Below are 20,798 nucleotides of genomic sequence, written 5' to 3' on the forward strand. Positions count from 1 at the left end.
TTTGAGAGAATCTTTTTATTTTTTTATTTTTAAATTATCTTCTTTGAGTATTTCTCTGTTGATTTGTATAGCTAAATGCTTCTAATTTCATTGCTATATTTTTTTCTTTTCCACCTGAGAAAACTTTTAAGTTTATAGTTTCTCCTGTTTTCTTAGCTGCCACTTCCCCTATAAATGCTCCCGCAGAAGTTAAAGTTTTTCCATCTATTTCAAGAATGACATCTCCTGCTTTTAATCCATATTTTGAAGCTGGAGAACCTGGATAAACTTGTTGAACTATTATTCCTGTTGAATATGGGATATTTCTCTGTTTTTTAATTTCTTGTGTCAAATCTAGTACAGAAATTCCGACATAAGGTCTTTCATATTTTCCAGATTTTATAATTGAATCTCTTACATTTGATGCAAGATTTGATGGAATTGCAAAACTAAGTCCAACACTTCCTCCATTTGTTGAATAAATTGCAGTATTTACTCCAATTACATCTCCATTAATGTTAAGTAACGGTCCTCCACTATTTCCTTGATTAATTGCAGCATCTGTCTGAATAAAGTTTTCAACTTGTTCAATTCCAAGCGAACTTCTTCCAGACGCACCAATTACTCCAACTGTCATCGAACTATTTAATCCCAAAGGATTTCCAAATGCAATAGCCCAATGTCCTATTTTTATATTGTCTGAATTTGCAAATTTAAGTGGTTTAAATGTTTTGTTTGTAGAAACTTTTAAAATTGCAATGTCGACTTCTGGAGAAGTTCCCACCAATTTTGCCAAATATTCTTGTCCATCTGACATTTTTACATAAATTTCATCGGCACCACTAATAACATGGTTATTTGTCATAATATATCCATCGCTTGAAATAATAAACCCAGATCCCAAACTTCCAGTTTCTTTTCTTTCTTGTCTTACTCCCGAAGTTCCAAATAAAAAGGCTTCCAATGGATTATAAGTCTGTACTACAATTGTAGATTTTGTTCTAATATTTACGATTGAATCTTTTGCTTTGTCATAAACAGCTGCAAATGCATCCTGTGCTCTATACATATCACCAGTTACATTAGTATTTTGAACAACTTGTTTATCTGATAAAATTTCTGATTTTGCCATTGCTGTCCCACTTGCAAGTGTTGCGGCTAAAAATGATGCAGTCAATATATTTTTAATTTTCATTTTTTTAATTCCTTTCGACAATTTAATAATTCAATAATTCAATAATTCTTAATTTTCAATAATTTTTTCAATTTTTATTATACTATTTTTACCTTAGAAATTACAATTTTTTTATTTTTTTTTATCTTATTTTATTTGATTTTAAATTTTAATCTAACTCTTTAAACTCTTTAAATTTTTTTATTTTTTTAAATTATTTAAATTTTTTATTTTCAAAATAAAAATAATATTTTCTTAACAAAAAAATTATTCAAAAAATAATTAAAAATAATTAAATAAAAGATCAATTAGTTTTAGACTTGCAAATCCAAAAAAAATAGGGTAAACTATAAATAAAATATATTAATTAAAAATTTAAGGAGAAGAAAATATGAACTACTATGTTGGAATAGATTTAGGTGGAACAAATACAAAATTAGGTTTAGTTGATGAAAATGGAAATATCATCTTTACAACAATTGTAAAAACAGATTCAATTGAAGGTTTTTCACAAACAGTGCAAAGACTCTCAAAAATATTAATGGCGCAAATTGAAAATAGTAACATCAAATTTAACGATGTAAAATCAGTCGGAATTGGTGTTCCAGGGCCTGTTTTAAACAACAGAATTGTAAAATTCTGGGCAAACTTTCCTTGGGAAAACGGTGTAGATTTGGCACTTGAATTTGAAAAAAATCTTGGAATTCCAGTAAAAGCTGACAACGATGTAAATGTCATAACATTGGGAGAAATGTGGCAAGGTGCTGGACAAGGATACAAAAATGTTTTAGGAATTGCAATTGGAACTGGTATTGGTGGTGGAATCATTGTTGATGGAAAACTTGTAAGCGGATTAAATGGTGCTGGTGGAGAAGTTGGACACATAAAAATCGAACATGATGGAAAACTTTGCGGATGCGGTCAAAAAGGTTGTTGGGAAGCATACGCTTCGGCTACTGGAATAATTCGTGAAGCTCAAAGCCGTCTTTTGATAAACAAACGGAATTTACTGTATGAAATGACAAAAGGTCGAGATTTGGAAGCAAAAGATGTATTTGATGCCGCAAAACAAGGCGACAAATTTGCTCTTGACATCGTTAACTATGAAGCTGAAAAATTAGCACTTGGAATTGGTAATTTGTTAAATATTTTAGATCCTGAAATTGTTGTAATCGGTGGTGGAGTTGCACTTAGTGGAGATTTCTTATTCGACAAAGTTAAAGAAAAAATAAAAGAAGTGGCTTTCCCTTCAACTCTTGAATCATTAAAAATTGTTACAGCAAAACTTGGAAATGACGCTGGAATTTTAGGTGCTGCATATTTAGGAATGCAAAAATAATTTTTATTTTCCAAAAAAAAAACTCAAATTTCTATTTAAAAAGAAACTTGAGTTTTTTTATTAATTTATTTTTATCTCATTTTCTGTCCATTCAATAATTTTCCCATTGTAAGAATTAATTTTAAAATTATAAGTCATATTTCGATATTTTATCTCACCTTGATAAAAATCATTTTGCTTGTCAAATTCCAAAACATTTGCATATGTTGCACCTGGAACTTTTGAGAGCACTATTTCTTTTGCTTTTATCGGTGCGAGTTCCTTTTTATTAAAAATACTTGGTTTTGAAAAATTTAATGAAAAAACAGATAAAAATATTATAACTAAAATTAAAAATCTTTTCATTTTTTATTTTCCTCCTAATTTAAAAATTTTTTATTTTTAAAATTATCTTTTCGCTACTGTTGAAAACACGAATTTATCAGGTTTGTAAGAAGTTATTCCATATTGAAATAATGTTCCGTTTGAAAGATATGCATAATTTTCTATCGCAACAACCATATTACATTTTCCTAAATCCATATATTTTTTCTCACAGCAAGTTGCATTGCGAAATTTTATCTCTCTTCTGGAATGTGAAATTTTTAGATGCAGTTCATTTTCCAAATAACTGTAAATTGAATCTTGAATAATTTCTTTATTCAAAAATCTCACAATTCTTCTGTCAAAATATGCGACTTCATATTCAAGTGCTTCTCCGTCCAAAATTCTGCTTCTTACAACCTTATAAAAATCAACTTTTTCATCCACTCCAAAAATTTCCATAATTTCTTTTTCACCTTGTATGACATAAAGACTTAAAAGATTTGTTTTTATGTCAATTTTTTCAATTTTATTTAATTCTTTTGAAGTTTGCAAATTTGACAAACTATTTTTAAATCGTCCATATTCTAAAACACGAGAATTTTTCCCTTTTATTTTTTGAATGTAGCCGTCTAATTCAAGCATTGAAAGTGCTTTTCTTATCGTATCTTTAGAATACGAATAACTTTTTGCAAGTTCCATTTCACTTTTTAAATATTCTCCTGATTTAAAAGTTCCATCTATAATTTTTTCTTTTATATCCAAATAAACTTCTTTATATTTTCTTTGCAAAATTTCCCTCCTTAAAAAAGTTTTTTTAACAAAGAAATGGCAACCAAAAAAATTGCCATTTCAAAATTTATATTTATGCTACTTCCAAAATTACAACATTTTTTCTAAAAAATTATTTTTTTAAAAAGACATCCCCAAAAGACTTCTTACAAATTCTAAAACCATCAGTCCAATAATGGCTGAAAAATCAAAAGTTCTTCCTCCAATTGGAACATTTACTCTAAATATTTTAAGATACGGATCAGAAATTTTTTTAATTATTCTAAAAAAAGCTGAATTACTAAAAGGGTCAATCCAAGATCCCAAAACATTTAAAACAATAATGGTTTCATAAATATCTAACAACACGCTAATTATATCAGCAATTAGAAAAAAATTCAATTTTAAGTTCTCCTTACTTGTCTAAAATTTTCTTACATTTTAAAAGATATTCTCCTCCTGAAATAACTGTCAAAATAACAGGAATCAAAAGTAAAATATTATTTATTTTAAAATTTAATGGAAATAAAATTATAACCACTAAAACAACCATTTGAATAAATGTCTTCCATTTTCCTAAATTTCCCGCTGCAATTACAATACCTTCTGCTGCTACAATCGAACGAAGTCCTGTTATCAAAAGTTCTCTAAAAATAATTATAAGCACAAACCAAAGGCTTATTTCATCAAATTTTGTAAGTGTTACTAAAGCTGAAATTACAAGAATTTTATCGGCAAGTGGATCCAAAAGTTTTCCCAAATTTGTGATCAAGTTATATTTTCTAGCAATTTTCCCATCGTAATAGTCCGTAATCGAAGCCGCTGCGAAAATAATTGTCGCCAAAATTCTCATAGTTATTTCAATCCCTGATTTTTCAGATTTTAATGCCAATGTCAAAATTATAACAAAAGGAATAACTAAAACTATTCTTAATGTTGCCAATTTATTAGGTAAATTCATAAACATCACTCCTTAACTTTAATTTAAATTTTATTTATTGTTTAATGCTTTGATACTCAAATTAAATTTATCTTCGTTTTCAATTGAAATTACTTTTACTCTTACAATATCCCCTTCTTTTAGCGCATCTTCAGTTTTTGCAATTCTTTTATCGCTAATTTCAGAAATATGAAGAAGTCCTTCTTTTCCTGGTAAAACTTCTACAAAAGCACCAAACTTCATAATTTTTGTAACTTTTCCCTCATAGATTGCATTTAATTCAACTGATTGTGTTTGAAGTTTTACAAGCTCCAAAGCTCTTGCCATTTTTTCAGCATCATTTCCAAAAATTGAAACTTTTCCATCGTCTTCAATATCAATAGAAACTCCAGTTTCATCAATAATCGCTCTTATGTTTTTTCCACCAGGACCGATAAGTCCAGCAATTTTATCAGGATTAATTTTAAATATTTCTATTTTTGGAGCATTTTTAGCAACTTCTGGTCTTGGACAAGAAATTACAGATTCCATTTTGTCAATTATAAACATTCTTCCATCCAAAGCCTGTTTTAGCGCAATTTCCATTATTTCTCTAGTAATTCCTTCAATTTTTATATCCATTTGAATTGCTGTAATTCCATTTTTAGTTCCAGCAACTTTAAAGTCCATATCTCCCAAGTGGTCTTCTAAACCTTGAATGTCAGTTAAAACAGTAAATGTTTCCCCTTCTTTTATAAGTCCCATCGCAATTCCTGCAACCGTTGATTTTATCGGAACACCAGCTGCCATAAGTGCAAGTGAACCACCGCAAATAGTTGCTTGTGAAGATGAACCATTAGATTCTGTAATTTCTGAAACCAATCTCACTGTATAAGGGAATGTTTCTTCATCTGGCATAACATATTTTAACGCTCTTTCAGCCAAGTTTCCGTGTCCTAATTCACGCCGACCAGGTGCTCTCATAAATCCTGCTTCTCCAACTGAATATGGCGGGAAATTGTAATGCAAGAAGAATTTTTTTCTGCTTTCATCTTCCATTCCATCAATAATTTGCTCGTCTTCCTTACTTCCAAGCGTTGCAACAACAAGTGCCTGTGTTTCCCCTCTTGTAAATAGAGCTGAACCATGTGGTATAGGAAGTGTATCAATTTCCACATCAAGCGGTCTAATCTGTGTCGTAGTTCTTCCATCTGCTCTATATTTTTTATATAAAATAGCATTTCTTACCAATTTTTTCTCAACATCTCTATAGTATCCTTTAAAATCCTTTTCTAAATCTTTCAAAAAGTCTTTATCTTGCAGATTTTCATTTTGCTCGTTTTCTAATTTTTCCAAATATTTTTCAAATAACTCAGTTTCCAAATTGTCAATTGCTTCATATTTTTCCAGTTTTCCAGGAGTCATAATCGCATTTTCTACTTCATTTTCAAATGAATCAATAAATTCTTTTATTTCAGATGGAACTTCTTTTTTCTCAAATTCATATTTTTTTACATCAAATTGAGACAAGAATTTTTCTTGTTCAAGACAGATTTCCTTAATTCTTTCATGTCCAAACATTATAGCTTCAAGCATAACTTCTTCACTGACTTCTCTTGCTCCAGCTTCTACCATTGTAACAGCTTCTTTAGTTCCAGCAACAGAAAGATGAATTTCACTTTCTAGTAGTTCTTCTGATGTTGGATTTAAAATATATTCTCCATTAATATAACCGACTGTAACTCCAGCAACTGTCCCTGCAAATGGAATATCTGACAATCCAAGTGCCGCCGAAACTCCAATAGTTGCCAAGTTTTCTGGAAAATTAATTTCATCGTAAGAAATAACCGTAATTACAATGTGCACTGAATTTAAAAATCCTTCTGGAAACAGTGGTCTAATCGGTCTATCAACAAGTCTTGAAATCAGTATTTCATCAGTTCCTGGCTTAGTTTCTCTTTTTATAAATCCCCCTGGAAACTTTCCAGAAGCATAAAATTTTTCGATATAATCCACAGTAAGTGGAAAAAAATCTTGTCCCTCTTTTACATCTTTACTTCGAGTGGCTGTAACTAAAAGTACAGTTCCTCCACAACTTATAACAACAGAACCTCCAGCTTGTCTTGCAATTTTTCCTGTACTTATTTTTATTTTTTGTCTTCCTAAATTAAATTCGCAAATTTTTTCATCAAACATTTTTCCTCCTAAATTTTTTTATTTTTTTAAGAAGAGAAGCAAATAATAGTAAAAACTTCCATAATTTACAAAAATCTTTACAATTACTTACTCCCCAAACTTCTTAAAATATAAATAATTATACCATTTTTTAACTCTTTTTACAATTTTTTTAAAAATATTTTATTTGATTTTTTCAAAATTAAAAATTTGCATATTATAAAAAATAATAGTATAATTTATGATATTAAACATTAGAAATTATAATTAAAACATAATTTTTTTGGGTGGTGAAAATTTTATATGGAATACGAAAAAAAGAAAATTGAAACTATGAGAAATTTTAATTTTTATTACATCAATATTATAAAAAATTTTTACAAAAATATTGTAAATTATGATTTTTCTCTAAATGAATATCGAATTTTAAACGAAATTAGTAACTTAAGAGACTGCACTTCAAAAAAGATTAGCAAAAATTTGCATTTGGAGAGTAATTTTGTGAATAGAACTTTGCGAAAATTTCAAAAAGATAATTTGGTTAAGAAAAAATTGTCACTTTTGGATAAAAGACTGCATTATTTCGATTTGACAAAAGAAGGGAAAAACAAATTGAAAATTTTTAATGAAATGTCTGAAAAAAAAACTGAAGAAATTTTTTCAAACTTGGATATTTACGACAGAGAAAGACTTGTAAAAGATATGTCTTCGATAAAAATGATTTTAAATGTCAACGATAAAATTAACTTGGAAAATATTTTTATTAGAGATACTTTAATTTATGGCGATATAAGTTACTTAATTTATATTTATAGCCTAATTTATATCCAAAAATATAATTTCCCACTGTCGTTTGAAGCAAATATCGTCAATTCTTTTTCAAATTTTTTCAAAACTTACGATGAAAAAAGCGATAAAATCTGGATTGTCGAATACAACAACGAAATCATAGGATTTTCTTGCATTATGGTAAACGATTATAAAGAAGCCGAACTTAGATGGTTTATTTTGCACCCAAATTACCGTTCAAAAGAATTAGAAAAATTACTTCTTACAAAAACTTTGGAATTTTGCTACAAAAAGAAATTTGAGAAAATTTTTACTTATGTTTCAGATGATTTAAAAAACGAAATAAAATTTTACGAAAATATTGGATTTAAAAAGACAGAAGATTTTAAAAATAATCCACTTAGAAAAAATATTAAAATGATTAAACTAGAAATGGAAATTTAGAAATGAGGTTTTAACTTGAAAAAAGCAGTAATACTAGATACAAGTGCAATTATTTACAGAAGCCACTTTGCACTTATGGGAATGAAAAACTCACAAGGTCTTCCAACAGGAGCTACATTTGGATTTATCAACACATTAGAAAATGTTATAAAAGAATTTAGTCCAGATTATTTGGTTGCTTGTCTTGATGTAAAAAGAGATGAACTTGAGAGAAGTGATGAGCTTGAAACATACAAAGCAAACAGAGAAAGTATGCCAGAAGAAATCGTTGCACAGCTTAATATTATAATGGAAGTCTTAGATGGCTATAACATTCCAAAATACAAAAAAAAGGGACAGGAAGCCGACGATGTAATTGCAACATTTGCGACAAATTTTTCAAAAGACGAAGAGCCAATACAAACTTTTATTATAACTGGAGATAAAGATTTGACTCAGCTTGTAAACGAAAAAATAAATATTGCACTACTTGGAAAAGGTAATGGAAAAGACTCAAACTTTAAATATATAAGAAATGACGATGATGTTATTGACTATTTAGGAGTTAGTCCAGATAAAATTCCTGATTTATTCGGACTTATGGGAGACAAGTCTGATGGAATTCCTGGAGTTACAGGGATTGGTCCTAAAAATGGTGTAAAACTTATAACAACTTATCAAAATTTGGAAAATTTATACAAAAATATTGACGACTTGAAGGGAAAACAGAAGGAAAATCTTATAAACGACAAAGAAAAGGCTTTTTTAAGCAGAGAACTGGCAACTGTAAAAAGAGAGCTTGAAATTGAATATGACAAAAATAAATTGAAATTTGAAAACAAAAATTTTGAAAAACTTTTTGAAATTTATAAAAAGATGGAATTTAAAAGATTTAGCGAAAATTTAGAAGAAGAAAGAAAAAGAGTTTTGAATCAAAATTTGAAAAATTCTGACGAAATTAGTGAAGAAGATAGAAAAATGCAATTAAAACTCCAAAAAGAAATTGAAGAAATGGAAGAAAAGAAAAAAAGAATTTTGGAAGAAGAAGCTGAATATGACAAAGAAAATCCAATTTTTAATGGAATTTCAAATTTTTATTCAAATAAAAATAATTCAGAAAAATTGGATACTTTGAATATTTTAGAAATAAAAAAAGAAATCTTTCAAAAAAATAAAAACAATAAAAATATAGACTATAAAATTGCAAATTGGAACAATGCTCACGAAATAATAAAAGAAATGGAAAATAAAATTGCGATTTTTGAAAATATCTTTGGACTTTCAATTTTTGACGGAAATGAAAATGTTATTCTTTTAAATAGCGATTTAGAAAAAGCTTTAAACGCCGAAAAAACTGTTCAGAATAATTTGTTTGACAAAATAGAAAGTTGTGATAATAAAAATATTTCTAAAATTTATGAAGAGCTAAATAAAAAAGAAATTATCGCTTACAATATAAAAGAATATATGAAAAAGCACTCAAATTATTTCGATGCCATTATTTCTGGAAAAAATTATTCTTTTTCTCCTTTAAGAAATGAAAATAAAAATACTGAAATTGACTACACAATTAAAAGTAAAAATTATTTTGATGTTATGATTGCTTCATATGTTCTTGAAACTGAAGGAGAAAATGAAATTGAAAATATCATAAAAAATGAACTGGAAGTTGAAATTTCGTCATTTGAAACTGAATTTCAGAAAGAGCGACGAAAAAGAAATTTTGATGGATTGAGCGATAAAATAAAAGCTGAATTTCTGGCAATTCGTGGATTTTACATTTATAATCTTGAAAAAATATTAAAAGTCGAATTAAAAAATAACGGTCTGCTTGAAGTTTACGAAAATTTGGAAAGCAAGTTAATTCCCGTACTTGCACAAATGGAAGAAAATGGAATTAAAATTGATAAAAATTATTTTAAAAATTTTGAAAATGAATTAAACGAAAAAATTAATAAATTAATTTTAAATATTCACAAAATTGCAGACGACGAAGAATTTAATATTGATTCGTCTCAACAGCTTGGAGAAATTTTATTCGAAAAAATGCAAATTCCAGTTGTGAAAAAAACGAAAACTCGATATTCGACCGATGTGGAAGTCTTAGAAAAAATTGCAGATGATAATGAATTGAGCGATGAAAAACGAGAGATTGCTAAGAATTTACTGGAATACAGAGCATTTAAAAAGCTGCTTTCGACTTACATCGAACCAATTCCGCAATATGCTGATAAAGATGACCGAATTCACACAACTTTTAACCAAAATGGAACTGCGACTGGAAGACTGTCTTCTGCCAATCCAAATTTACAAAATATTCCAGCTAGAACTGACGACGGAATGAGAATCAGAACTGGATTTGTCGCACAAGACGGATACAGCTTAATTTCATTTGATTATTCGCAAATTGAGTTAAGAGTTCTTGCCGAACTTTCAAAAGACAAAACTTTAATTTTTGCCTACAAAGAAGATAAAGATTTGCATGATTTAACTGCAAGAAAAATATTTTTAAAAAATGATGACGAAAAAGTTTCAAGAGAAGAGAGAAGTATCGCAAAAGTCATTAATTTTAGCATTCTTTACGGAAAAACTAATTTTGGACTGTCTAAAGAACTTAATATTTCAGTCGGAGATGCCGCACAATATATAAAAACTTATTTTGAAGAATATCCAAGAGTTCAGAAATTTTTGAACATCGTAACTGAAACAGCTAAACTTCATAATTTTGTAGAAACTTTTTATGGAACGAGAAGATATATAAAAGGAATTGATTCACAAAATAAAAATACTCTGGCACAGGCGATTAGAATGGCTGTAAATACTGTTGTTCAAGGGACTGCGGCAAATGTTATAAAAATTGTCATGATAAAACTTCACGAAGAATTGAAAAACGATGAAAATATAAAAATGCTGCTGCAAGTTCACGATGAGCTGATTTTTGAAGTAAAAGACGGATTTGAAGAAATTTATATGAAAAAAATTAAAGATATTATGGAAAATACCGTAAAATTTGAAAAAGTTCCACTAAAAGCAAATGGGAATATTGCTAAAAATTGGGGACTTTTGAAATAAAATTTTTTTAAAAAAAAATTACATACAATCATACAATAAAAATTAAAATAAACCTGCTTTAGAACTCTTAAAATTCACTCCAAAACAGGTTTATTTTCTTAGATAAAAAAACAAAAAACGATAATAAATTTTAGAAAATTAAAACATAATTTTTTGATAAGCATAATAAAAATTTCTTTATCACTGAAAATTACATAAGTATCCATATAAAAATTTTTGACACTTTTTAAATAAAATTTAAAAAAAATAAAATATCAATATATAATTTTTATATTTTTTCCAAAATTCTCTTTCTTTTATCAAATGTTACAATTTCATCTATTCCAAATTTTTTCACATATTCTGCCGCTTCTTTTATATTCATTCCAACATGTTCACTATAATGAGCGTCACTCGATAAAATAACAGGAATATCATACTCTTTCACATATTTCATAAAATCTTTGTACGGTGTAATTTCTTTTATCGGATAACGATAAGAAGTCCCTGTATTTACATCCACAATCATATTATTTTTTTTCAAAACTTGCGCTGTATTTTTTAGCAAATCTTCAACTTCACTCGGATTCGGAATATTTTTAAACAGTCTTAAATTAAAAGGATGTCCTAAAATATCGTAATATCCAGTGTTTGCCACAGCTTCAATTTCTTTTGCGTAATCACGCCAAATTTGAGTTAAGTTTTCATCTACAAATTTATGCTTCAATGCGCTAAAATCAAATCCCCAGCCTTTTATAAAATGAATTGAAACTATTAAATAATCAAATTCATATTTTGACAAAATTTCCTGAGCTTTTTTTTGATTTTTGAAATTACAAACTTCAATTCCCCATTTTACAGGATATCCCCGTTTTTTTAACGAATCTATGTAATCTTTATATTCATCAAGCGTGTGAACAAACTTCGTTTTCTGCTCAAGCCATTTTTTCTGAAAATTTCCAACTTCACTGTCGTCCAAAATTAATTCGTCATAATACAAATCCTTAAATTCTTTAAACCCATGCGTATGCTCTGTTATTCCAATTTCATTAAGTCCCATTTTTTTTGCTTGTTCAAAAAAAGGATTTACAAATTCGTCTGTATAACTCCCATATTCAAAGTGCATATGATAATCGTTTAACATAAAAATCCTCACTTTCTATATTTTTTATGATTTTAATTATATCATTAAAATTTTTTTATTTCAAACTTTATATTTTTAAAAATTTTTTTATTTTATTAAATCCTAAAAATTATTTGACTTAATTGACTTTTTTTACTATAATAATATTATAATAATATTTAGGAGGAATTTAAGATGAAAATTGTAGTTTTCGATGCAAAACCATATGACATTGAGTTTTTTAACAAATGGAACAAAGAATTTGGTGCGCAAATTACATATTTTGAAGAAAAATTAAGTTTAAAAAATGTAATGCTTACAAAATACCAAGATGTTGTTTGTACATTTGTAAATGATGATTTAAATGAAAAAGTATTAAACATACTTTCAAAAAATGGAGTAAGAGTGGTTGCAGCAAGATGTGCTGGTTATAACAACATCAACTTAAAAGCAGCTCGTGAAAACAGAATTACTGTTTTAAGGGTTCCAGCTTACTCTCCATACGCTGTTGCTGAACATGCACTAGCTCTACTTATGTCAGTAAACAGAAAAACTCACAAAGCTTATAACAGAACAAGAGAAGGAAACTTCAGCCTAGCAGGATTAACTGGAATGGACTTAAACGGAAAAACTGCTGGAATTATTGGAACTGGTAGAATAGCAAGAATTTTCATAAGAATTTTAAATGGATTAGGAATGAAAGTTATTGGTTATGATAAATTCCCTAATGAACAAGCTGCAAAAGAAGAAAATTTCACTTATGTGACATTAGATGAAGTATTTGCAAAATCTGATGTAATTTCATTGCATTGTCCATTATTCCCTGAAACAAGACATACAATTAACAAAGATACTATTGCTAAGATGAAAGACGGTGTTATTATCATTAATGCTGCCAGAGGTGGATTAATTGATACAGAAGCATTAGTTGAAGGATTAAAAGATAAAAAAATTGGTGGTGCTGGACTTGATGTTTATGAAAATGAAAGCAGCTACTTCTTTGAAGATGAATCAGCAAGTGTGCTAGAAGATGATTTATTAGCTAGATTGTTATCATTTAACAATGTTGTGCTAACTTCTCACCAAGCGTTCTTAACAAAAGAAGCACTAGATAACATCGCTGAAGCAACATTTAACAATATTTTATCTTATGTTAAAGAAGAACCACTAAAAAATGAAGTTTGGTATAACGAAGAAACTGGTAAAATTGTTGAAGGTTTAAGAAAATAATTACTATTTAATTTTTTAAAAATTTAATGAGAGGCTGTTTTTTTTAGAGCAGCTTCTTTTAATATTTTTATTTTTAAAATAATTTTTTTTAGTAAAATTAAAAATTTAAAATAAAAATAAATAAAATAATAATACTAATAATAAAGAAAGGTAAAAGTATGGATTTATTTGAAATAAAAAAACAGCAAGAACAAAATAACATTGATATTGAAGAAATCAGGAGGCATCTTTGACCCAGAAAATTTAAGAAATGAAATTGATAATTTGGAAAAAAAGACTTTTGAAAATGATTTTTGGAATAGAAAAGATAGTAAAGAAATATTAAAAAATTTAAATAACAAAAAAAAATTATTGGAAGAATACGATATTCTAAAAAATTCTTACGAAGAAATTGATACAATTATAGAATTTCTTGAAATGGGCGACAATTCTTTTGAAACTGAACTAGAACCAAAAATATCAGATTTAGATAAAGAAATAAAAAACTTCAAGACAAAATTGCTTTTAAACGAAGAATATGATATGAACAGTGCGATTCTTACAATAAATGCTGGTGCTGGTGGAACTGAGGCATGTGATTGGGCACAAATGCTCTACAGAATGTACGATAGATGGGCAAATCATCACAAATTTAAAGTTGAAATCTTGGACTCACTTGCTGGGGAAGAAGCTGGTATTAAAAGTATTACACTAAATATTAAAGGAAATTATGCTTATGGTTATTTAAAAGGAGAAAAAGGAGTTCATAGACTTGTCAGAATCTCGCCATTTGATTCAAATGCTCGAAGACACACTTCATTTGCCGCTGTAAATGTTATTCCTGAAATTGATGACGAAGTGGAAATTGATATTCGCAGTGAAGATTTGAAAATTGATACTTATCGTGCAAGTGGCGCTGGAGGTCAACATGTAAATACAACTGATTCAGCAGTTAGAATTACACATCTTCCCACAAATACAGTCGTAACTTGCCAAAATGAGCGTTCTCAATTAAAAAATAAAGAAACTGCAATGAAAATATTAAAAGCAAAATTGTTTGAACTAGAGATGGAAAAACGAGAAAAAGAAATTTCTGATATAAAAGGTGCTGAGTCTAAAATCGAATGGGGAAGTCAAATTCGTTCATATGTTTTTCAGCCTTATAAAATGGTTAAAGACCACAGAACTAAAGCTGAAGAAGGAAATGTTGAAAAAGTTATGGACGGAGATATTGACCTATTTATAAATGAATTTTTAAACTTTAATAAATCTAAATAAAATTGGGGGACTATTCCCCCAAAAATTTTTCTATAGCTTTTGCTACTCCATTATTTTCATTTGTGTCAGTTATATAATTTGCCGCATCTTTAGCCATTTTAGTTCCATTTCCCATAGCAACTCCAACTCCAGCAAATTTTAACATTTCAATGTCATTATTTCCATCTCCAATTGCCATAACTTCTTCTCTTGGAATATTTAACTTTTCTGCTAATTTTTTTAACGCCACACCTTTATTTGCACCTTTTGGCAATGTTTCGTAAATATATTTTTGGCTTAATACGCCATTATATCTGCTATTTATCAATTCCCCTTTATCTTTTACAAATCTCGCAATCTCATTTTCATTACCCAAAAACATTGATTTAAAAAATGTATGTTTTCCACTTATCGCTTCTTCAATTGAAATTGGCTGAACTTCAACATAAACTAAACCACCATCTTCTTTTGTATATTCATTCGCTCTCTCGCCAATCACAAAATAATCCTTATCATTTGAAACTGTAAAATCCAAATCATATCCTTTTCTTAACTCATTCAAATAAACGACATCTTCTTTCTTTATTTCTTCAAAAGCAAGTAATTCCCAATCTGTCGTCTTATGAACCGAACATCCATTGTTTAAAAGCACATATTCATCCAAATTATATTTTTCCAGCTCCAATTCCTTATAAGGTGGCAATATTCCAAAAAGCGGTCTTCCTGTGCAAAGAACGACCTTCACCCCAGCTTCTATCGCTTTGTGAATCGCTTTTTTTTGCGGTTCTTCAATGTGTTTTTTTTCACTTAATAAAGTTCCATCCATATCTATCGCTATTAACTTTACCATTTTATTTTTTAGTTCCTTTCTTTTTTTCTTTTCTTTTTTATTCTATTCTATTATTTTTTGTATTTTATATTTTTTTATTTCTTCTTTTTTAGTCAATTAATTTATTAATTTAAATAATTTCTTAAATTAAAGAAGTTAAAATTAATTATTTTAAAAAATTTTTTTGTAAAATTACAAAATAAGTCCGATAATATTTATTTTTTATATTTAAAAATTACGCTAAAATATTATTTTTATAATTTTAATATTTTAGCGCATTTAATAAAATTATGCTTCTTTATCTTTTGCCATCATATCTTTGACTTTCATAAGTCTTGTTATGCTTCCTCTTTCATTCTCATCCAGTTTCATTTGGATAAACCTGATAGTTTCTTTTAATTGTGGAATTGTCATATATTCTAGCGCATTAACACGCCGTCTTGTCTTTTCAACTTCATCCGCCATCAATTGACACGCTTTTTCTACTTCTGCTAACTCCAGTAAATTTCTCATAACTTTACTTAAACCTTCGATTGCGTCATCTAAATCTGCTGAAGTTTGTGCATACCCGTAAGGATAAGCGACTTTGTCACTTTCAGTCTGATTAAAAGTCATTTTAGGTACATTTACACTCATCACATTTTTTGTTTCAATATCGACTCCCAATTCTTGCTGTGAAAAAGTAATCGCATCTTCTAACATTTCGTCAGACATAACTCCACGAGCTAACAAAAAATCTTTGAATGAATCCTGTAATTTCCCTTCAACTTTTAATCTCAATTTTCTATTTTCTTTCACCAAACCTATGAATTGTCGCATAAGTTCATCTTGCTTGTCTTTTAAAAGTTTGTGTCCACTTGTCGCAGTTTTCAGACGAACTTTTAGTCTTGACAATTCCATTCTAGTAGGATTTACATTCAATTTTGCCATAATTATTCATCACCTTTTGGTAAATATTTTTCCAAATATTCGTCTCTAATTCTCTTAAGCTCTGTTCTTGGTAATATTTTTAACAAATCCCATCCTAAATTTAGTGTGTCTTCAATTGATCTATTATTTTCGAATCCTTGTGCAACATATTGCTGTTCAAACGCATTTGTAAATCTAACAAATGCTTTATCTGTTTCAGATAGTGCTGATTCTCCCAAAATTACTGCAAGTTCTTTAGCTTCTTTTCCAGTCGCATAAGCCGCAAATAACTGATTCATTGTATCAGCGTGATCTTCTCTAGTTTTACCTTTTCCAATCCCTTTATCTTTCAATCTCGAAAGTGACGGTAAAACATCAATTGGTGGCATCAAATTTTGCTTATACAAATCTCTTGATAAAATAATTTGTCCTTCTGTAATATACCCAGTCAAATCTGGAATTGGGTGAGTTTTATCATCTTCAGGCATTGTCAAAATAGGAATTTGTGTAATTGACCCTTTTCTTCCTTTAATTCTTCCAGCTCTTTCATAAATTGTCGATAAATCGGTATAAAGGTATCCTGGATAACCACGACGACCTGGAACTTCTTTTCTCGCAGCCGAAACTTCTCTTAACGCTTCACAATAGTTAGTTAAGTCAGTAAGTATTACCAATACATGCATTCCTTTTTCAAATGCTAAATATTCAGCACAAGTTAATGCCATTTTTGGCGTTGCAAGTCTTTCAATCGCTGGATCATTTGCCAAGTTCATAAATAACACTGCTCTGTCAATCGCACCCGTTTTTGTAAAGTCATCAATAAAGAACTGCGCTTCTTCAAATGTAATCCCAATTGCACCAAATACAACCGCAAATTTTTCATCTTTTCCTAAAACTTTTGCCTGTCTTGCAATTTGCAGTGCCAAATCAGCATGTGGCAGTCCTGAACCAGAGAATATCGGTAATTTTTGCCCTCTTACAAGCGTATTTAGTCCATCAATAGCTGAAACTCCAGTTTGAATAAATTCTGACGGATAATCACGAGCAACTGGATTTATCGCAACTCCATTAATATCTAGTGTCTGTTCTGGTATAATTTTAGGACCGTTATCTTTTGGTCTACCAAGCCCATCAAATACACGCCCTATCATATCTTCAGAAACTCCAAGGGATAATGGTCTTCCCAAAAATCTAACTTTTGAGTCTTTTAAGTTAATTCCAGCTGAATTTTCAAATAATTGCACAACCGCTTTATCTCCACTAACTTCCAAAACCCTACCACGACGAAGTTCTCCAGTTTGAGTCTGAATTTCTACCAATTCTTCATAAGTAATTCCTTCCACTCCTTCAACTACCATAAGTGGTCCTACTATTTCTTTTATAGTTTTGTATTCTTTAAGCATTTAATGCACCTCCTTTATTAATTAAATTATCAATTTGTTCAGTCAACTCTTTTGAAATTTCGTCAATTTTACTTAATTCAGATTCTGGCAAGTATTTTGCTCTGGCAATTCTTTCTCTCACTGCTAAATCTGTAATTTCATTTAAGTAAGCTCCATTATCTAGACCTCTTATTCCTTCATCATAAAATTTCAAAACTAATTCCAGCATTTTATCTTGTTTTTCAAGAGAAGTATAAGTGTCAGATTCCATAAATGCATTTTGCTGCAAATAATCTTCTCTTATTGATTTTGCAACTTCCAGTTTCAATTGATCTTTTTCAGACAAAGTATCTTTTCCTACAAGTCTTACAATTTCTTGCAAACTAGATTCTTCTTGAAGTAACGACATAGCTTTTGATCTATTTTTAGAAAATTCAGGTCCTACATTTTTGTCCATCCATCCATCGACTTTTGTTTGATACAAAGTATAAGAATTTAACCAGTTAATTGCTGGGAAATGTCTTCTGTAAGCTAGGTTTGCGTCAAGCCCCCAGAACACTTTAACGATTCTCAAAGTTGCCTGTGATACTGGTTCAGAAATATCTCCACCTGGAGGCGATACCGCACCAATTACAGTTAGTGCTCCTTCTCTTCCATCTTTTCCTAAACAGACAACATGTCCAGCTCTTTCATAAAACTCAGCAGCTCTCGAACCAAGATACGCTGGATAACCTTCATCTCCCGGCATTTCTTCAAGACGTCCTGACATTTCTCTTAGCGCTTCTGCCCATCTTGATGTAGAATCCGCCATTATTGCAACTGAATATCCCATATCCCTAAAGTACTCAGCAATTGTAATTCCAGTATAAATACTAGCTTCCCTTGCTGCAACTGGCATATTTGAAGTATTTGCAATAAGTACTGTTCTTTTCATAAGTGATTCCCCTGTTTTAGGGTCGACAATTTCTGGAAATTCCATAAGAACATCTGTCATTTCATTTCCACGCTCTCCACAACCTACATAGACGATAATTTGAGCATCCGCCCATTTTGCCATTTGGTGCTGCACAACTGTTTTTCCTGAACCGAATGGTCCTGGTACACAAGCAGTTCCACCTTTTGTTACAGGAAAAAATGTATCAATTACTCTTTGTCCTGTTATCAATGGAGCTTCTGGATTTAATTTTTTTGAGTATTTTCTACCTCTTCTAACTGGCCATTTTTGCATCATTTGAACTTCTACATCACCTTTTTCAGTTTCAATTACTGCAACTGTTTCAGTTACTGTGAAATTTCCTGCTTTTATTGATTTTAGTGTCCCTTTTATTCCAAATGGCACCATTATTTTATGACTTACAACCGATGTCTCTTGAACAGCTCCTAAAATATCTCCTGCTTGAACTTTTTCTCCAGCTTTTAAAACTGGCTCAAATTCCCATTTTTTAGTTCTATTTAATGGAGCAACTTCTACTCCTTTAGTCAAAAAATCTCCAGCAATATTTTGATATTCTTTTAACGGTCTTTGAATCCCATCAAACATTGCTTCCAATAATCCAGGTCCCAACTCCACACTCAAAGGTTCTCCTGTTGTGTAAACAGGTTCTCCCGGTCCAATTCCTACTGTTTCTTCATATACTTGAATAGAGGCCTTGTCCCCTCTCATTTCAATAATTTCACCTATAAGTTTACTATCAGAAACTCTTACCACATCATAAACATTGGCATTTTCCATACCTTCTGCAACTACAAGAGGTCCTGATACTCTAATAATTCTTCCTGTTTTCAACTAATCTACCTTCTTTCTTCAAATTTTGAAAACTATTTTAATTTAACTATTCAAAAAATTAAAATATGTTAGAGCCTATTGCTTTTTCTACATATTCGTCTATTTTACTTAATCCTAATCCAAGTGTTCCTTGATTATTAGGAATGACAATAACGGCCGGCACTATTTTATCTGTATATCTTTCAATCGTATCTTTTACCAAAACGGCTGTCTGCTCAGTTACAAAAATAATACCAAAGTTATTTTTCGCCATCTCATCTATGGAATGTCTCGCCTCTTCTTTAGTTATTACAGGATACACGCAAAGTCCCAGTGCTTTAAATGGTAAAATTGTATCTTTATCTCCAACAACACCTATTTTATGCATATGTATCACGCAGCCTTTCCCTTATTTTCTCTGAACTTATGTTATTAATTTTGCTGACCATAATAAGTCTAATTGCATTGATTTCACGCTCTTTTGCAACAAGATATGTAAATAACGGTTCAGGTCCAAATACAATGTATTTAGACTCTTTATTTAATTCCATCAAATAATTATCTGATATTTTTTCAAATTCCGATAATCTTTTTGTTTCATTAAAAACTTCGACACCTTTTACTAAATACGGTCCCAATTTTTCTTTTTTAAATTTATTTAAAATTGTCTCTGGACTGTCATTCAATGATCCCACAATTTTATCTTTTGAAATTGTTCCGCCATCAAATATTACGCTGTCCAAAAATTTTGCATCTCTTTTTTGTTTTTGAACTCTAAATAAAGTTATTATATTTTGAAAATCAATAAGTCCTTTGACATAATCCGTTATAACTTTCACATCAATTTTTTTTGATAAATTTACTAAATTTTTGAAATAATATTTTTCTACAATAATATCAATTTTTTGCGGAGTAAGATTTTCCTCTTTTTTTATTTCTGCAATCGCTTCCAAAATTTCTTCTGGCAAATCTAAACTTTGAGTTTCAGATTTTGTCTTAAATTTTGTTATATCAATTGTTCCAGCATTCATCAATAAATTTGTGTTATCCTTTTCAAAAACTTTGCTTTTTATCAATACTTTCAAATTGTGATAGTCGTATTTTAGCGACAAAATATCAACAACTTCTTTATTTTTAGACATATTGCGAACTAGTGAAAAAACTCTTTCTGTTTCTCTTTTTAAAATTTTTTCATAATCTCTGCTATTTTGAATGTCCGTCATATTTTGAGAATACTCAGTTTCTGACAATAATTTTAAAACCTCTTCGCAAGTTTCAGATTCTATCATTCGCTCAAGCCTATTTTTAGTTAAGAGTCTTTTTTCTAGTACCCTAATAGTTACGACACTTTGACCGTAATCCATTCTATCCATATTTTTTTCTCCCTTAATTTTACTTAAA

At 29.4% G+C, this 20,798-nt stretch carries 18 protein-coding genes; 5 read left to right on the forward strand and 13 right to left on the reverse strand.

Features of this window, described 5'->3' with window-relative positions:
• Positions 1 to 34 precede the first annotated feature (34 nt).
• Positions 35 to 1,174, reverse strand: coding sequence for a S1C family serine protease (locus J5A73_RS05395; protein ID WP_211613685.1), 1,140 nt, complete (start codon positions 1,172 to 1,174; stop codon positions 35 to 37).
• A 370-nt stretch (positions 1,175 to 1,544) separates the two neighbouring features.
• Here J5A73_RS05395 and J5A73_RS05400 point away from each other — a divergent pair, with 370 nt between their 5' ends.
• Complete coding sequence (locus J5A73_RS05400) at positions 1,545 to 2,492, forward strand: ROK family protein (RefSeq protein ID WP_211613687.1); 948 nt, start codon at positions 1,545 to 1,547, stop codon at positions 2,490 to 2,492.
• Positions 2,493 to 2,552: 60 nt separating this feature from the next.
• Here the strand turns inward: J5A73_RS05400 and J5A73_RS05405 are convergent, their stop codons facing one another.
• The 5 genes from J5A73_RS05405 to pnp form a co-directional block, all read right to left on the reverse strand.
• Positions 2,553 to 2,837: a PepSY domain-containing protein gene (locus J5A73_RS05405; RefSeq protein ID WP_211613689.1), complete on the reverse strand. Its 285-nt coding sequence runs from the start codon at positions 2,835 to 2,837 to the stop codon at positions 2,553 to 2,555.
• A gap of 42 nt (positions 2,838 to 2,879) precedes the next feature.
• A complete protein-coding gene (locus J5A73_RS05410; protein WP_249069155.1) occupies positions 2,880 to 3,587 on the reverse strand; it encodes a UTRA domain-containing protein in 708 nt (235 codons plus the stop codon).
• A 120-nt stretch (positions 3,588 to 3,707) separates the two neighbouring features.
• Entirely contained in the window at positions 3,708 to 3,968 is a 261-nt protein-coding gene (locus J5A73_RS05415; RefSeq protein ID WP_249069157.1) for a YggT family protein, read from the reverse strand.
• A 13-nt stretch (positions 3,969 to 3,981) separates the two neighbouring features.
• A complete protein-coding gene (pgsA, locus tag J5A73_RS05420) occupies positions 3,982 to 4,527 on the reverse strand; it encodes a CDP-diacylglycerol--glycerol-3-phosphate 3-phosphatidyltransferase (RefSeq protein WP_211613691.1) in 546 nt (181 codons plus the stop codon).
• 30 nt (positions 4,528 to 4,557) lie between these two features.
• A complete protein-coding gene (gene pnp / locus J5A73_RS05425; RefSeq protein WP_211613693.1) occupies positions 4,558 to 6,681 on the reverse strand; it encodes a polyribonucleotide nucleotidyltransferase in 2,124 nt (707 codons plus the stop codon).
• Between the two features lie 282 nt (positions 6,682 to 6,963).
• Here pnp and J5A73_RS05430 point away from each other — a divergent pair, with 282 nt between their 5' ends.
• On the forward strand, positions 6,964 to 7,893 hold the full coding sequence (locus J5A73_RS05430; RefSeq protein ID WP_211613695.1) for a bifunctional helix-turn-helix transcriptional regulator/GNAT family N-acetyltransferase: 930 nt from the start codon (positions 6,964 to 6,966) through the stop codon (positions 7,891 to 7,893).
• A 15-nt stretch (positions 7,894 to 7,908) separates the two neighbouring features.
• Positions 7,909 to 10,944: a DNA polymerase I gene (gene polA, locus J5A73_RS05435; RefSeq protein WP_211613697.1), complete on the forward strand. Its 3,036-nt coding sequence runs from the start codon at positions 7,909 to 7,911 to the stop codon at positions 10,942 to 10,944.
• A gap of 268 nt (positions 10,945 to 11,212) precedes the next feature.
• On the opposite strand, the gene J5A73_RS05440 is transcribed toward polA, so the two are convergent.
• Positions 11,213 to 12,067, reverse strand: a complete 855-nt coding sequence (locus tag J5A73_RS05440) for a histidinol-phosphatase (RefSeq protein WP_211613699.1) — start codon at positions 12,065 to 12,067, stop codon at positions 11,213 to 11,215.
• Positions 12,068 to 12,241: 174 nt separating this feature from the next.
• Here J5A73_RS05440 and J5A73_RS05445 point away from each other — a divergent pair, with 174 nt between their 5' ends.
• Together J5A73_RS05445 and prfB are read left to right on the forward strand one after the other, a co-directional pair.
• Positions 12,242 to 13,276 carry a 2-hydroxyacid dehydrogenase gene (locus J5A73_RS05445; RefSeq protein WP_211613701.1) on the forward strand — a complete coding sequence of 345 codons (1,035 nt, stop codon included), beginning with the start codon at positions 12,242 to 12,244 and terminating at the stop codon, positions 13,274 to 13,276.
• 158 nt (positions 13,277 to 13,434) lie between these two features.
• Positions 13,435 to 14,533 (forward strand): peptide chain release factor 2 gene (gene prfB / locus J5A73_RS05450; protein ID WP_211613703.1). Its coding sequence is split into 2 segments (ribosomal slippage): positions 13,435 to 13,497 and positions 13,499 to 14,533, totalling 1,098 coding nucleotides; the frame shifts between segments, so codons are not numbered across the junction.
• A gap of 10 nt (positions 14,534 to 14,543) precedes the next feature.
• Here prfB and J5A73_RS05455 read toward each other — a convergent pair.
• The 6 genes from J5A73_RS05455 to J5A73_RS05480 all read right to left on the reverse strand — a co-directional run bounded on the left by J5A73_RS05455 (position 14,544) and on the right by J5A73_RS05480 (position 20,770).
• On the reverse strand, positions 14,544 to 15,362 hold the full coding sequence (locus J5A73_RS05455; protein WP_211613705.1) for a Cof-type HAD-IIB family hydrolase: 819 nt from the start codon (positions 15,360 to 15,362) through the stop codon (positions 14,544 to 14,546).
• Between the two features lie 267 nt (positions 15,363 to 15,629).
• A complete protein-coding gene (locus tag J5A73_RS05460) occupies positions 15,630 to 16,271 on the reverse strand; it encodes a V-type ATP synthase subunit D (RefSeq protein ID WP_211613707.1) in 642 nt (213 codons plus the stop codon).
• A 2-nt stretch (positions 16,272 to 16,273) separates the two neighbouring features.
• Positions 16,274 to 17,653 carry a V-type ATP synthase subunit B gene (locus tag J5A73_RS05465; protein WP_211613709.1) on the reverse strand — a complete coding sequence of 460 codons (1,380 nt, stop codon included), beginning with the start codon at positions 17,651 to 17,653 and terminating at the stop codon, positions 16,274 to 16,276.
• Positions 17,646 to 19,418, reverse strand: a complete 1,773-nt coding sequence (locus J5A73_RS05470) for a V-type ATP synthase subunit A (RefSeq protein WP_211613711.1) — start codon at positions 19,416 to 19,418, stop codon at positions 17,646 to 17,648. The genes J5A73_RS05465 and J5A73_RS05470 overlap by 8 nt, the downstream gene beginning before the upstream one ends.
• 58 nt (positions 19,419 to 19,476) lie before the next feature.
• Complete coding sequence (locus tag J5A73_RS05475) at positions 19,477 to 19,785, reverse strand: V-type ATP synthase subunit F (protein ID WP_211613713.1); 309 nt, start codon at positions 19,783 to 19,785, stop codon at positions 19,477 to 19,479.
• Positions 19,778 to 20,770 carry a V-type ATP synthase subunit C gene (locus J5A73_RS05480; RefSeq protein ID WP_211613715.1) on the reverse strand — a complete coding sequence of 331 codons (993 nt, stop codon included), beginning with the start codon at positions 20,768 to 20,770 and terminating at the stop codon, positions 19,778 to 19,780. Before J5A73_RS05480 ends, J5A73_RS05475 begins: the two co-directional genes overlap by 8 nt.
• Positions 20,771 to 20,798: the final 28 nt, after the last annotated feature.

It is taken from the genome of Leptotrichia sp. oral taxon 218 (assembly GCF_018128225.1).
In the GTDB taxonomy this organism is placed as follows: Bacteria; Fusobacteriota; Fusobacteriia; order Fusobacteriales; family Leptotrichiaceae; genus Leptotrichia.